Here is a 14058-nt window from a genome sequence, read left to right on the forward strand (position 1 = left end):
GGATGTGCAAATCAATTGGGCGAAAAAATCAGACTGCAGAAACTGCTTTCGGAAGCCGGAGTCGCTTCCCGCAGGAAAGCGGAAGAATTAATCCTTGCGGGCAAAGTCCGTGTAAACGGCGTTGTCGCTGAAATAGGCGGCCGGGCAGACCCCGGCAGGGACCGGATTACCGTGGATGGAAAACCGCTTGAAACCAAGGTGGAAAGGGTATATCTGATGCTCCACAAGCCTCGGGGATACATCACCACAATGAGTGACGAAATGGACCGCAAATGCGTGGCCGAACTGGTGCGGGATGTGCCGGAACGCGTATTCCCGGTCGGCAGGCTCGACCGGGAATCGGAGGGGCTCCTTCTAATGACAAACGACGGTGAGTTTGCCAACTCGATGATGCATCCGTCGCATCATGTTCCGAAGGTATACCGTGTAACCGTGCGTCCTTTAGTAACGGAAGAACAGCTGGTTCAGCTGTCAACCGGAATGGTGATCGACGGAAGAAAAACGGCGCCCGCCGTTGTGCATGTTCTTTCTCAGGAACCCGGGCGAGCCGTGCTGGAGATTATCCTCAGAGAAGGGCGGAACCGTCAGATCCGGAAAATGTGCGAGCAGCTTGGACTGGATGTTGCGCGTCTGCGCCGTACCGCAGTCGGCTTTTTAAAGCTCGGCATGCTTCCGCCCGGAAAGTGGCGTCTGCTGACCGGTGAAGAGGTTCGGCGCCTGACAGGGCCGGCTGCTCCGGTTCGGAAAGCCACTTCCGTTTCAAAATCTTCGCGCGAGAAAAGAAATCCTGTTCCAAGAGGCGGGAAAGGCCGTTAAATCCGCTCCCGGGGCAAGAATGACTTGCCAATTAACTGGGAATCGTTTATAATGAATACAATTATTTTTTTCTTGAACAGGTGGGAAATCTCGAAAACGGAGGAATGGAAATGAAGAATGTCGGTCATGCCGAAACAGCGCAGTCGGGGCAGGATATGAAGCACACCAAGGGCTATCTGCGTATTGTTTCGCTGCTTGACGATGGAAGCTTTCATGAGGTAGACGGCCTTGCGAAATCTCAGGGCGGGTATGCGGAAGCGGTGGTTGGTTACGGCACTGTGGAGGGAAGCCCGGTTTGCGTCTTTTCTCAGAACAGCGATGTAGATGGGGGAGCCATGTCGAAAGCACAGGCCTCCAAAATAAAAAAGATTTATCATCTGGCTGTCAAAACAGGAACTCCGGTCGTGGGCATTTTTGATTCCGCCGGAGGGCGTTTGAACGAGAATGGAGACATCCTCGAGGCTTACGGTGAAATTCTGCTGCACGCCAACAATCTTTCCGGCGTGGTGCCGCAGATTTCTGTGGTCCTGGGTCCCTGCACGGGCACGTCGGCGATGATCGCTGCCGGAGCGGACTTTGTCGTGATGTCGGACAAGGGGGAACTCACCATCGCGACGAACGGCGAGGACGGTACGGCAAAAGAAGCGGAAAAGCTCGGCCTGTGCCAGATTGCCGCGGCGGATGAAACGGAAGCAATTAAGGCCGCGCACAGACTTCTTTCCATGCTTCCATCCAACAATCTGTCCTCCGCGCTGCTGTCCGAGGGCGCGGGAGCTCCTGGGGGGACTCCCTCCGCGAGCGAAACGGACGCCGGTAAATTGATCGGCTCCATCTGCGACGGCGGGGAATTTTTGGAGCTTAGCCCCCAATTCGGCTGTTCCGCAGTAACGGGGCTGGCCTATATGGGCGGTTCCGTCGCGGGCTTTACGGCCCTTTCGGGCGTGATAGATCCCGATTCCTGCTCCAAGGCGGCGCGCTTTCTGCGGTTCTGCGATTCATTTTCCATTCCGGTTATTACAATTGTGAATGCGGAAAAATTCGAATCGCTTCGGGAAGCTTCCAAGCTTTCCAGCGCTTATTCGGAAGCCACGACCGCAAAGATCACGGTTGTGACCGGCTCGGCGTACGGCCCCGTTTATATCGCCATTGCGGGAAGAGGGGCCGGCTCGGACTTTACACTGGCATGGCCGGACGCCGTCGTTTCGGCGATTTCTCCGGAAACGGGAGCGGTTTTCCTTTGGAACGACCGTCTTGCCGGGTCGGAAAATCCGGTGGAAGACCGGAAAAAACTGATTGAAGAGTACAGAAAAACAGAAGCTTCCGCGCAAAAAGCCGCAGCGGATGGAATCATTGAAGCAGTTGTTGCTCCGGAAAAAACGCGCGCGGAAATTCTGGCGGGTTTGGACATGCTCAGCGGAAAACGGGTATCCACCCTGCCGAAAAAGCATGCCGATATTCAGCTTTAATTGAGAAGGACAGGGGGATCTATCAGTATGAAAAATCTTAGAATTACGGTAAATGGTACGGCGTATGACGTTCAGGTGGAAGAACTTGGCGCAACTGCGGCGCCCGCACCGGCTGCACCTGCTCCCGTGGCTGCACCTGCTCCCGCTCCCGCACCCAAAGCGGCCGCTCCCGCTCCGGCAAAGGCCGCGCCTGCTCCGAAGCCAGCGGCGCCTGCCGGCGGAGAGACGATTTCCAGCCCGATGCCCGGGACTATTGTCTCGGCAAACGTAAAACCGGGCCAGAGTGTCAAAAAGGGCGATGTCCTGGTTGTTCTGGAAGCCATGAAGATGGAAAACGAGATTATGGCGCCGCATGACGCGCAGGTCGCATCCGTTCTGGTGAATAAAGGGGACAGCGTTGAGAGCGGGACCCCCCTTGTTACCCTCCAGTAAGGGGGCTGAGCAATGAATAAGAAAATTGGAATTACAGAAGTTGTTCTGCGCGACGCGCACCAGTCTTTGCTGGCAACCCGCATGCCGCTTTCCGACATGCTGCCGATCCTTGGCAAAATGGATCAGGTGGGTTTCTATTCTCTGGAGTGCTGGGGCGGCGCTACCTTCGACGCCTGCCTTCGCTTTCTGAATGAAGATCCGTGGGAGCGTTTGAGAATCATCCGTAAAAATTGCCCCAACACCAAGCTGCAGATGCTGTTCCGCGGGCAGAATATGCTTGGTTACCGTCATTATGCGGATGATGTTCTGGAGTATTTTGTACAGCGTTCGGTTGCCAACGGCATCGATATTATCCGTATTTTTGACGCGCTCAACGACATCAAAAACCTCAACGTAGCTATCAAGGCCGCGAAAAAGGAAGGCGCTCATGCCCAGGTGGCAATCTCCTATACGACGGGCCCGGTATTTACCGAAGAGTATTATGTCGATTACGCGAAAAGAATTGAGGACGCCGGCGCGGACTCCATCTGCATTAAAGACATGGCCGCCCTTCTGACGCCGTATAAGACCTATGACCTGGTCAAGGCAATCAAATCGGCGGTAAAGATCCCGGTTCAGCTGCATACGCACTATACGTCCGGTCTTGCTTCCATGTGCGAACTCAAAGCCGTGGAGGCCGGAGTGGATCTGCTGGACACCGCCATGTCGCCGCTCGCGCTGGGTACGTCCCATGCGCCGACGGAATCCATGGTCGCCGCTCTCAAAGACACGCCGTATGACACGGGGCTTGATTTGATTCTTCTCAATGAAATCCGCGAGTATTTCATGATTCTGCGCGATAAATATATTAAAAGCGGGCTTATTGACCCCAAAATGCTTGCGACCAATACGAAAGCTCTGGTTTATCAGGTGCCGGGCGGGATGCTGTCAAACCTGCTGTCGCAGTTAAAGCAGGCGGGCAAGGAGGACCAGTTCGAAGCGGTTCTGGAAGAGGTTCCGCGCGTTCGCAAAGACGCCGGGTATCCGCCGCTGGTCACGCCGACCTCCCAGATTGTAGGCACACAGGCGGTGTTTAATGTCATTACCGGAGAACGGTATAAGATGTGCACCAATGAATTCAAAGATCTGGTCGCCGGGAAATACGGGACGACTCCCGTCCCTGTCGATGACGCGTTCGCCAAAAAAATAATCGGGGACGCTCCGCGGATCACCTGCCGTCCGGCGGATCTTCTCAAACCGGAGCTCGAAAGCCTGAGAAAGGAATGCGCCGAGTGGACCGAACAGGAGGAAGACGTGCTTTCCTATGCGCAGTTCCCGAAGGTTGCGACGGACTTCTTTAAAAAGCGTGCCGAAAAAAAGTACGGGATTGACGGAAAACATGCCGATCGGAAGGAAATGATTCATCCCGTCTGAGTTTGATTTTTCAGCTCCGTGTTTCTTTTTCACGGGGCTGTTTTTTTATATTCCGGCTTTTTGGAACCGCAGTTGACAATATGGTCGGAAAGCTGATAAAATAAATAGGATTATGATTTGTTTCTGAATAAGTTTTTTTCATTATCACTATGATTCATTTAGGAAGAATACAGAGATGAGATGATAAGTTTGATTAAGAGCATGACCGGCTTTGGCAGAAGTGAAAAAATCGTCGGCGGGCGGGATATCGCGGTTGAAATCCGATCCGTCAATCACCGGTATTTCGATTATTCTTCCCGCATCAGCCGCGGGTATGGTTTTCTGGACGCCAAGCTGAAGTCTTTTCTTCAGGTCAGGGTTGCGCGGGGAAAAATCGACCTTTATGTTTCGGTTGAAACACTGGAAAGCGCTGATGCCGAGGTGCTGGTCAATCATTCCCTGGCGTCGGGTTACATTGCCGCTCTGCGCGATCTTCAAAAGCGCTACGGCCTGCGCGACGACCTGTCGGTGATGACGGTGGCCCGTTATGCCGACCTCTTTACGGTGCATCAGGCTCCTGAAGATGAGGAGGAAATTTGGGCGGCCGTCCGTGGGGTTGCCGAAGAAGCGTTCCAGTCCTTTTCCGCAATGCGGCAGGCGGAGGGGAGCCATTTGAAAGACGATTTCCTGAACCGGACCAAAACGGTTCTGGAGCTTGTCGGTCAGGTGGAGGAAAGGTCGCCGAAAACGGTGACGGAATACCGGGAAAAGCTGCTCCAGCGGCTGCATGAGATGCTGACGGATGTGAACATTGATGAGCAGAGGATTCTGACGGAGGCCGCGGTTTACGCCGACAAGGTCTCCGTGGCGGAGGAAACGGTTCGTCTGCGCAGCCATATCAGCCAGTTTCATTCCATGTTGGAATCCGGTGAGGCAATCGGCCGCAGGCTCGATTTTCTGGTCCAGGAGATGAACCGGGAGGCGAACACCATCGGTTCCAAATGTGTTGACGCCGAAATTGCTCATCTGGTTGTAGACATGAAGGCTGAAATAGAAAAAATCCGTGAACAGGTCCAAAACGTCGAATAGAAAAAGCAAAAGGGGATTATTATGAAGTTGATCAACATCGGTTTTGGCAATATGGTTTCCGCCAATCGCCTGGTTGCCATTGTCAGCCCGGAATCGGCTCCGATCAAGCGTATTATTCAGGACGCCAAGGAGCGCGGGGCGCTGATTGACGCTACCTACGGTCGCAGAACCAGGGCGGTTATCATCACGGACAGCGACCATGTGATTTTGTCAGCCGTTCAGCCGGAGACAGTGGCCAACCGCCTGAATGACCGCGACGAACTTTCGGAAGAGGAGCTCGACGAGGATGACGAATGAAGGGCTTCTGCTGATTCTCTCAGGCCCCTCGGGCACGGGGAAGGGAACGGTGGTGAAAAACCTTATGGCGGGGAACCCGGGTATCCGCTTTTCCGTTTCCGCCACAACGCGCGCGCCGCGGCCGGGCGAAACGGACGGAAAGGAATATTTTTTTCTGACGCGGGAACGCTTTCATGAAATAACCGCCGATGGAAAAATGCTGGAGAACGCCGAGTATTGCGGGAATTGCTACGGTACGCCGCTCACGCCTATTTTAGAGTGGACTGCTCAGGGTCTGGACGTCGTTTTGGATATTGAAGTTCAGGGGGGCGCGCAGGTAAAGCAAAAAAGGCCGGATGCGGTTGGAATTTTTATTCTTCCCCCTTCCCTGCAGGAACTGGAGCACCGCCTGCGTCAGCGCGGAACGGAAACGGAAGAAGTAATTCGGGGCCGTCTGCAGGCCGCGCGCCGGGAAATTCAGGCAGCCGTTCACTACGATTATATTGTCATAAACGATACGGTTGAATCCGCGGTGGCACAGATTCAAGCAATCATCCACGCGGAGAAAAACAAAACCAGCAGAAATGAAGAATTGATTGAAAGGATCCTGAAGAAATGATTAAGCCGATTGCCGATTTAATTCTGACGCCGGACCAGAGCCGTTACTCCCTTGTGGTTGCCATCGCAAAAAGAGCGCGTGAAATTGCGGAGACTGCGGAAAAAAACCGGGAAGTACTGGAGAAAAAGCCGGTGGAGATAGCAGTTCAGGAATACGTGAACCATGAGTTTACCATGATTGAAAAAACAACGGCGAGCGACGACACGGAAGACTGAAAAATGCCTGAAAGGTGAGGATGTCCGTGGCCGTCGCAAAAGTCGCGGTGGAGAACACGGTTTATCATTTTGATAAACCGTTTGATTACCGAATTCCGGCTTCTCTGCTGTCCGAGGCAAAAGAAGGCTGCCGTGTCCTTGTTCCGTTCGGCACTGCAAACTCCAAACGGCAGGGAATGATTCTGGAAAGGACGGAGCGGGAGGGAGAGTCGGATCAAGAGCTGAAATCCATTGATTCCGTACTGGACAAAGAGCCTCTCCTGACGCCGGAGGCACTTCAGATGATTCCCTGGATCGGAGAGCATACCTTTTGCACGCTCTTTGACGCGGCAAGGCTCTTTTTTCCGGCGGGCATCCTTTTTCAGGTCACAACGGAATACCTTCTGGCCGGGCCCGCCGGCGAAATTTCCGCCAGAGCGGAGGAGGGAGAGGAAGCGAGAATCGTTGCTTATCTGTCCCGAAGGAGGGCGGTCCGGCGCGACAAGCTTCTGCGTGACGTTGGACTTGCGGCGGACAGCAGCCTTCCGGAGCGAATGCTTCGAAAGGGCCTGCTTCAAAAAAACAGCGTGACGTTCCGAAAGGTTGGGGACGCCACCCGGAAGATGGTTCGCTTTACGGATCCGCAGGAGCTGCCGAAACTGACCCCAAGGCAAAAATGCGCTCTTGAAGTACTGCGAGGCGCCGGATGCGCCTCGTTAAAGGAAATCTGTTATTTTTCCGGCGTTACTCCAGTGGTAGTGGACGCTCTGGTCAAGAAGGGAGCCGCCCAGTATTTTGACGCGGAGGTATACCGGAATCCATACGGCGACGTTCCGGAGAGGTCGGCTTCACCGCCGGCAAAGCTGACTGCAGAACAGGACGAGGCGTATCGAAACCTGTACAGGCAGTACCGAGCCGGTCAGGGAGGAGTTTCGCTTCTGTACGGAGTCACGGGCAGCGGAAAAACACAGGTTTTTATGCGGCTGATCGACCGTGTTCTGGAAGACGGACGGGGCGTCATCGTCATGGTTCCGGAGATTTCTCTGACGCCGCAGACGATCTCCCTGTTCCATGCCCGGTACGGCGCGGGGGTCGCGGTGTTCCACAGCGGGTTGTCCCTCGGCGAAAGGCTGGATGAATGGAAGCGCGTCCGGAACGGGGATGCTTCCATTGCCGTAGGCACCCGGTCCGCGGTGTTCGCGCCGTTTCAGAATCTCGGGCTCATTATCATGGATGAGGAGCAGGAGGGCACTTACAAATCAGAATCATCTCCCCGCTATCATGCCCGCGAGGCCGCCAAATACCGCTGCGCCTACCACAAGTGCCTGCTGGTTTTGGCCTCCGCCACGCCGTCCGTTGAAAGTTACTATCACGCACAGGCGGGCAGATATACCCTGAATGTCCTCTCCGAGCGCTACGGTTCCGCGCGCCTGCCCGAGGTCGACGTGGTCGACATGAACGGGGAGGCGGAACAGGGCAACGCCGGAATTCTCAGCGGCCTTCTGGCGGAGTCGCTGCAGGAAAACCTTCAGAACGGGATGCAGTCCATTTTATTGCTGAACCGAAGGGGGTATAATACATTTGTCTCCTGCCGGTCGTGCGGGCATGTTGCGACCTGTCCGAACTGCAGCATCTCTCTTACATACCATGCGGCGAACAACCGCCTGATGTGTCACTACTGCGGATATTCGGTTCCGTTCACGCGGGAGTGCCCGAACTGCCATGAAGAGCAGATGCGCTATTCGGGATTCGGGACTCAGCGCGCGGAGCAGCAGCTGGCGGAGCTGCTGCCGGAAGCCCGGATTTTAAGGCTGGACGCGGATTCGACGATGACCAGGTTTGCCTATGACAAAAAGCTGAAACAGTTTTCTGAAGGAGCATATGATATCATTGTCGGAACCCAGATGGTTGCGAAAGGGCTTGACTTTGAAAATGTTACTTTAGTAGGGGTTTTATCGGCAGACCAATCGCTGTACGGTGACGATTTCCGAAGCTACGAGCGGGCGTTTGACCTGCTGACGCAGGTAGTCGGCCGGTCGGGACGGGGAAAATTCACCGGAAGAGCCGTCATCCAGACCTTTACCCCGGAAAACGATATTATCCGCCTCGCGGCGGACCAGAATTACGCAGAGTTTTACAGAAGGGAAATCGCTCTGAGAAAATCGCTGCTGTACCCTCCCTTTTCCGACATCTGCGTGATCGGATTTGTCGGAAGGAGAGAAGAAAGGGTCCGCGCGGCGAGCGAAGCTTTTTTTGCGCTGTTATGCCGGATGGCGAGGGAGGATTACGCGGACCAGCCGCTGCGGGTGCTGAGCCCGTCTCCCGCTCTGGTCGGGCGCGTCAGCAACCGGTATCGTTACAAGCTGATCTTAAAGTGCCGCGACAATAAGCGGATCCGCAGAATGATTTCCGATTTGCTGATTCGCTTTTCATCCGACAGGAACTATTCGGATGTGACGGTATTTCCGGATATGAACCCGGAAACTATTTTATAAGATGGGGGAATAACATTGGCAATACGGAACATTATAACGGATGAAGATCCGTTTCTTCATAAGAAATGCCGCCCGGTTGTAAAGTTCGACAGACGTCTCTGGACTTTGCTGGACGATATGGCGGATACGCTTCGCGAAGAAAACGGCGTGGGGCTGGCGGCGATTCAGGTTGGGGTCCTTCGCCGGGCCGTAATCATTGATGTCGGCGACGGCAAGGGAGTGCGCGAGCTGATCAACCCCGTGATTCTTGAAAAATCGGGGGAGCAGGAGCCCATGGAGGGCTGCCTTTCCATCCCTGGAAAATGGGGGATTACCAGGAGGCCCAAGCACGTAAAAGTTCGCGCGCAGGACCGCAACGGAAAATTTTTTGAATATGAGGGGGAAGACCTTCTGGCGACGGCTTCCTGCCATGAAATCGACCATCTGGACGGAATTTTATTCCTGACTCATGTAATCAGGATGCTGACGAAGGAAGAACTGGAACATATGAATTCTTCGGAGGATTGAAATTGAGGATTGTTTTTATGGGAACCCCGGAATTTGCCGTTCCCTCTCTCTCGGCACTGATCGGAGCAGGACATGAAATCGCGGCGGTCTTTACCCGGAAAGACAAACCGGTCGGCAGAAAACAGATTCTGCAGTCACCGCCTGTTAAGGTTCTGGCGGTTGAAAACGGAATAGAGGTGTTCCAGCCGGATACTCTTCGGGGAGAGGAAACGGAGAAGGCGATTGCCCGCCTCAGGCCGGATGTTATCGTCGTTGCGGCATACGGAAAGCTTCTGCCGAAAAGCATTTTGGAGCTTCCGCGCCTGGGCTGCGTGAATGTTCACGCTTCCCTGCTGCCGAAGTACCGCGGGGCGTCGCCGATTCAGCAGGCGGTCCTGGACGGAGAAACGGTGACCGGTGTTACAACGATGCAAATGGCGGAAGGGCTGGATACCGGCGATATTCTGATGAAGGACCGCACGGAAATCGGCCCGTATGAGACATCCGGCGAACTGACCGCGCGGCTTGCCGAAATTGGGGCCCGGCTGATTGTCCGCACGCTGGACGCTCTGGAAAAGGGCGGCATTACTCCCGTCGCGCAGAACGATCAGGAATCCAGCTATGCCGGGATGTTGAGTAAAGCGCTGTCGCCGGTTGACTGGAGCCGGACGGCGGACCGGATTCACAACCAGGTGCGGGGATTGTCTCCGTGGCCGGGCGCCAGTACGCTTTTTGAAGGAAAAAAGCTGAAGCTGCACAAAACCCGTGCGGCGGGGAAAAGCAGCGGCGTTCCCGGGCAGATTCTTCCGGGCGCGGAGCTGAAGGCCGTCTGCGGCGGCGGTACCGTGCTTGAGCTTTTGGAGGTTCAGCCGGAGGGCGGCAAAAGAATGAAAGGCTCGGATTTTCTGCGGGGACATCCCGCCGAAGGCGTGATTTTAGGAAACGGATAAAGGAGGAAGCCGGAATGTATGGTTTTTATTATTTCAATTTTACATACTTCTGGATCATGGTGCCTGCGCTCATCGTCACCATGATCGCACAGTCGCGGGTGAATTCGACTTTCGCGAAGTATTCCCGCGTGCGCACGATGAATCAGATCACCGGCGAAGAGGCTGCGTCGCGCGTCGCGCGTTTCGGCGGAGTCAATCGGCTTTTCATCAAACGGGTCACGGGAAATCTTACCGACAATTTTGATCCGCGGAACGATACCATCAGTTTGTCGGAATCCGTCTATTCCTCCGTTTCCATTTCGGCGGTCGGGGTTGCGGCGCACGAAGCGGGCCACGCGATTCAAAACGCGGAAGGCTATTTCCCGAATAAAATCCGGGCGGCGCTGGTGCCTGTGACCAATTTCGGCTCCCATCTTTCCATGCCGCTGATCATTATCGGGCTGATTCTGCCCGTTCAGTATGACTTCATCGTTTATGCCGGAATCATTTTGTACAGCCTTGTCGTTTTGTTTCAGCTTGTCACCCTGCCGGTCGAATTCAACGCGAGCTCGCGCGCGATTCGAGCGCTGAACGATGCCGGAATTCTTTACCCGGATGAGCTGGAGGGAGCAAAAAAGGTTTTGCGCGCGGCCGCAATGACTTATCTGGCGGCAAGTTTTACGGCGTTGCTTACGCTTCTCCGTTTTGTCCTGATCGCCGGCGACAGAAGGGGCCGCCGCTGATGACAAGTGCGCGTGAAGCGGCGCTGAAAGCTCTTCTCCGCGTCGACTCGGAAGGGGCTTACTCCAATCTGGCGTTGGATCATATTCTTTCCGGCCTGCGCTTGGAGCCGCGGGAAAGGTCCCTTACAACAACGATTTTTTACGGAGTACTGGAAAAAAGAATTACGCTGGACTATGTGATCAGCCGTTTTTCCAGCATCCCGCTGAAAAAAATCATGCCGGTTGCGCTCGAACTTCTCCGGATCGGCGTATATCAGATTTTATATCTGTCAAAGATTCCACCGTCGGCGGCGGTCAACGAATCCGTCAATCTGGCGAAAACCTGCGGGGCGAGGCGGGCGGCCGGCTTTGTCAACGCCGTCCTTCGGAACTTTCTCAGAAGCGGCGCAAAAATTCCCCCGTTTCCGCCGGAAACGGACTCTGTTCGGAAGCTCAGCGTGGAATACTCGTGTCCGGAATGGGTGATTTCGCTGTGGAGCCGGTCGTACGGAGATGAAACGGCACTGGGACTGTTGAAAGGGATGGCGCAGAAGCCTGAACTTTTCGCCCGGGTGAATAATACCCGCGTCGGGGAGGAACAATTAATCGAAAGGCTTCGGGAAGAGGGAACGGGCGCGGAAAGCCTCTCGTGGCCCGATCACGCGCTGCGTTTTCGAAAGGGTATCGACGTTGCGGAAAGCGGCTGCTACCGGGACGGGCTGTTCCATATTCAGGACCTTTCCTCCCAGATTTTGTGTGCCCTGCTTGACCCTCAGCCGGGGGAAACGTTGGCGGACGTCTGTTCCGCGCCGGGCGGCAAGACCTTTACCCTTGCGGAACGGATGGAGAACCGCGGTAAGATTTTTGCCTATGATAAATACCCGCAAAAAGTCAAGTTAGTCCGCGAGGGGGCGCATCGGCTGTACCTTTCCTGCGTCATGGCTTCGGTTCGGGACGCCGCGCATCCCGAGGAAAACCCGGAAAAGGCGGACCGGGTTCTGTGCGATGTTCCGTGCTCCGGTCTCGGCGTGATCAGGCGTAAACCGGAGATACGCTTTAAATCACCGGACCCTATTGACAGTTTGCCTGATTTGCAGTACCTTATTCTGTGTAAGTCTTCCGAACTTTTACAAAGCGGCGGAACGCTTTTCTACAGTACCTGTACGCTGAATCCAGCAGAAAACGGGCGGGTCGCCGACCGTTTTCTCTCTGAGCATCCGGAGTTTCTGCCAAAGGCAATTTCATTGCCGGAGCGTTTTCCGCGTGCTGTGGCGGAGCCGGAAAATCAGATGACGTTTCTGCCGCATGTTCACGGCACGGACGGATTTTTTGTTGCGGCGTTTCGCAAAAAATAGGAGGATATTTTGAATCGTACGGACCTGAAATCGATGACGCTGGATGAAATGAAAACGGCTTTTGCCGGCCAGCCCTCTTTTCGCGCGTTACAGATTTACAACTGGCTTCACAAGGGCGTTTCCGATTTCGAGGAAATGACGAATCTGCCTAAAAAACTCCGCGACCAACTGGCGGCCGAGTATTACATAGCCGCCGCCCGGATCGAGCGAAAATACTGCTCTGAACTGGACGATACGGTGAAGTACCTGTTTCGCTTAAACGATGGAGAAATGGTGGAAGGCGTACTCATGAGCTACCACCACGGCCGTACCGTCTGTATTTCCACTCAGGTCGGCTGTAAAATGAATTGCGCGTTCTGCGCCACCGGAAAAAGCGGCTTTTCCCGCAACCTGACGGCCTCTGAAATCCTTTCGCAGGTCCAGACCGCACAGATGGACGCGGGGGAGAGAATTTCCAATATCGTTTTGATGGGCATGGGCGAGCCCCTGGATAATTACGAAGCGGTGCTCCGCTTTTTAGATCTTGTTTCCTCAAAAGAGGGAATGAATATAGGGATGCGTCATATCTCTCTGTCCACCTGCGGAATCGTGGACAAAATTTATGATTTAGCAGAAAAGAAATACCAGCTGACGCTTTCGGTTTCTCTGCACGCGCCGAACGATCAGATCCGTTCCCGCATCATGCCGGTCAACAACCGGTGGAATCTGAACGAGCTTCTCCGCGCATGCCGAACCTATATCGAATTGACAGGGCGCCGTATTTCTTTTGAATATGCCATGATAGAAGGAGTCAACGACAGTCCGGAGAACGCCGAAGAGCTTGCCCGCAGGCTGCGCGGAGTTCTCTGCCATGTCAATCTGATTCCGGTGAACCATGTGGGAGGCTCTGTGTTTCATAAAAGTTCGTCGGAGCGGCTGCGTGCTTTCGAATCGACTTTGCTGAATCATGGAATTACCGCGACGGTGCGCAGAACGCTGGGGGCTGATATTCAGGCCTCCTGCGGGCAGCTGAAGCGCAGATTCAAAGAGGAGGTGGCCAATGTTGAGGATTTTCAGTAAAAGTGATATTGGCCTTGTCAGAAAATCAAACGAGGATGCCTGCAAAAGCGGTATTCTTCCCGACGGGGCGGCATGGGCTGTCGTCTGCGACGGCATGGGCGGAGCGAACGGCGGCGACGTTGCCAGCGGGATTGCCGTTGACCGCATTTCCGAACAGATTTTGACCGGATATTCCGCTGAGATCGGTGAAGAGGAGATCCAAAATCTGATCTCGGAAGCGGTCCTGAACGCAAACGACGCGGTTCATGACCGCGCAGGCGCCGATGAAGCCCTGAGCGGAATGGGGACCACGGTTGTGGTCGCGGTGGTGTCCCGCGGCGTGGCCCGTATCGCGCATGCCGGCGACAGCCGCGCCTATCTGATAACCCGGGACGGAATCCGGCAGCTGACCACCGACCATTCCATGGTTCAGGAGCTGGTGGATAAAGGAGACTTGACCGTTCAGGAAGCGAAAAAGCATCCGCAGAAGAACGTCATCACCCGGGCGCTCGGAGTCGATTCCTTTCTTCAGGCTGATTACTGCAAGGTTCCGTTCCCGGAAGGCAGCCGCCTTTTAATCTGTACGGACGGCCTTACAAACTATGTTGATGAGGAGCAGATTTTTCGCCTTGCTCAGGAAATGGACGCGGATGATTTGACCGGACGGCTTGTTGCCCAGGCGAAGCAGGCTGGGGGAAGCGACAATATTACTGTGACCGTCGTAGAAAACTGAGCCGCTAAGGAGTTGA

15 protein-coding genes are annotated in these 14058 nt (G+C 54.7%); all 15 read left to right on the forward strand.

The genetic code is table 11. The features are described 5' to 3' along the window. Positions 1 to 15 precede the first annotated feature (15 nt). The 15 genes from ACLQ3M_RS05265 (at position 16) to ACLQ3M_RS05335 (ending at position 14042) form a co-directional block, all read left to right on the forward strand. On the forward strand, positions 16 to 816 hold the full coding sequence (locus ACLQ3M_RS05265) for a pseudouridine synthase (RefSeq protein ID WP_411676651.1): 801 nt from the start codon (positions 16 to 18) through the stop codon (positions 814 to 816). Positions 817 to 926: 110 nt separating this feature from the next. Next, positions 927 to 2282 (forward strand): carboxyl transferase domain-containing protein, encoded by a 1356-nt coding sequence (locus ACLQ3M_RS05270; protein WP_411676652.1) that lies wholly within the window; start codon positions 927 to 929, stop codon positions 2280 to 2282. A gap of 27 nt (positions 2283 to 2309) precedes the next feature. Next, complete coding sequence (locus ACLQ3M_RS05275; RefSeq protein ID WP_411676653.1) at positions 2310 to 2714, forward strand: biotin/lipoyl-containing protein; 405 nt, start codon at positions 2310 to 2312, stop codon at positions 2712 to 2714. Between the two features lie 12 nt (positions 2715 to 2726). Next, a complete protein-coding gene (locus tag ACLQ3M_RS05280) occupies positions 2727 to 4127 on the forward strand; it encodes an oxaloacetate decarboxylase subunit alpha (protein WP_411676654.1) in 1401 nt (466 codons plus the stop codon). A 189-nt stretch (positions 4128 to 4316) separates the two neighbouring features. Then, positions 4317 to 5195 (forward strand): YicC/YloC family endoribonuclease, encoded by an 879-nt coding sequence (locus tag ACLQ3M_RS05285; RefSeq protein ID WP_411676806.1) that lies wholly within the window; start codon positions 4317 to 4319, stop codon positions 5193 to 5195. 21 nt (positions 5196 to 5216) lie between these two features. Continuing rightward, complete coding sequence (remA, locus tag ACLQ3M_RS05290; protein WP_083209995.1) at positions 5217 to 5492, forward strand: extracellular matrix/biofilm regulator RemA; 276 nt, start codon at positions 5217 to 5219, stop codon at positions 5490 to 5492. Then, positions 5482 to 6090: a guanylate kinase gene (gene gmk, locus ACLQ3M_RS05295; protein WP_411676655.1), complete on the forward strand. Its 609-nt coding sequence runs from the start codon at positions 5482 to 5484 to the stop codon at positions 6088 to 6090. The genes remA and gmk overlap by 11 nt, the downstream gene beginning before the upstream one ends. After that, entirely contained in the window at positions 6087 to 6305 is a 219-nt protein-coding gene (locus ACLQ3M_RS05300) for a DNA-directed RNA polymerase subunit omega (RefSeq protein ID WP_411676656.1), read from the forward strand. The genes gmk and ACLQ3M_RS05300 overlap by 4 nt, the downstream gene beginning before the upstream one ends. A gap of 26 nt (positions 6306 to 6331) precedes the next feature. Next, positions 6332 to 8779 carry a primosomal protein N' gene (gene priA / locus ACLQ3M_RS05305; protein ID WP_411676657.1) on the forward strand — a complete coding sequence of 816 codons (2448 nt, stop codon included), beginning with the start codon at positions 6332 to 6334 and terminating at the stop codon, positions 8777 to 8779. A 15-nt stretch (positions 8780 to 8794) separates the two neighbouring features. Then, complete coding sequence (gene def / locus ACLQ3M_RS05310; protein WP_411676658.1) at positions 8795 to 9286, forward strand: peptide deformylase; 492 nt, start codon at positions 8795 to 8797, stop codon at positions 9284 to 9286. A gap of 2 nt (positions 9287 to 9288) precedes the next feature. Continuing rightward, positions 9289 to 10215: a methionyl-tRNA formyltransferase gene (gene fmt / locus ACLQ3M_RS05315; protein ID WP_411676659.1), complete on the forward strand. Its 927-nt coding sequence runs from the start codon at positions 9289 to 9291 to the stop codon at positions 10213 to 10215. A 14-nt stretch (positions 10216 to 10229) separates the two neighbouring features. Next, a complete protein-coding gene (locus ACLQ3M_RS05320) occupies positions 10230 to 10937 on the forward strand; it encodes a zinc metallopeptidase (protein WP_411676660.1) in 708 nt (235 codons plus the stop codon). Continuing rightward, positions 10937 to 12271 carry a 16S rRNA (cytosine(967)-C(5))-methyltransferase RsmB gene (gene rsmB / locus ACLQ3M_RS05325; RefSeq protein ID WP_411676661.1) on the forward strand — a complete coding sequence of 445 codons (1335 nt, stop codon included), beginning with the start codon at positions 10937 to 10939 and terminating at the stop codon, positions 12269 to 12271. The genes ACLQ3M_RS05320 and rsmB overlap by 1 nt, the downstream gene beginning before the upstream one ends. A gap of 9 nt (positions 12272 to 12280) precedes the next feature. Continuing rightward, on the forward strand, positions 12281 to 13330 hold the full coding sequence (rlmN, locus tag ACLQ3M_RS05330) for a 23S rRNA (adenine(2503)-C(2))-methyltransferase RlmN (protein WP_411676662.1): 1050 nt from the start codon (positions 12281 to 12283) through the stop codon (positions 13328 to 13330). Then, positions 13311 to 14042 (forward strand): Stp1/IreP family PP2C-type Ser/Thr phosphatase, encoded by a 732-nt coding sequence (locus ACLQ3M_RS05335; RefSeq protein ID WP_411676663.1) that lies wholly within the window; start codon positions 13311 to 13313, stop codon positions 14040 to 14042. Before rlmN ends, ACLQ3M_RS05335 begins: the two co-directional genes overlap by 20 nt. Positions 14043 to 14058: the final 16 nt, after the last annotated feature.

The sequence above is a fragment of the Caproicibacter sp. genome (genome assembly GCF_046707225.1).
In the GTDB taxonomy this organism is placed as follows: domain Bacteria; phylum Bacillota; class Clostridia; order Oscillospirales; family Acutalibacteraceae; genus Caproicibacter.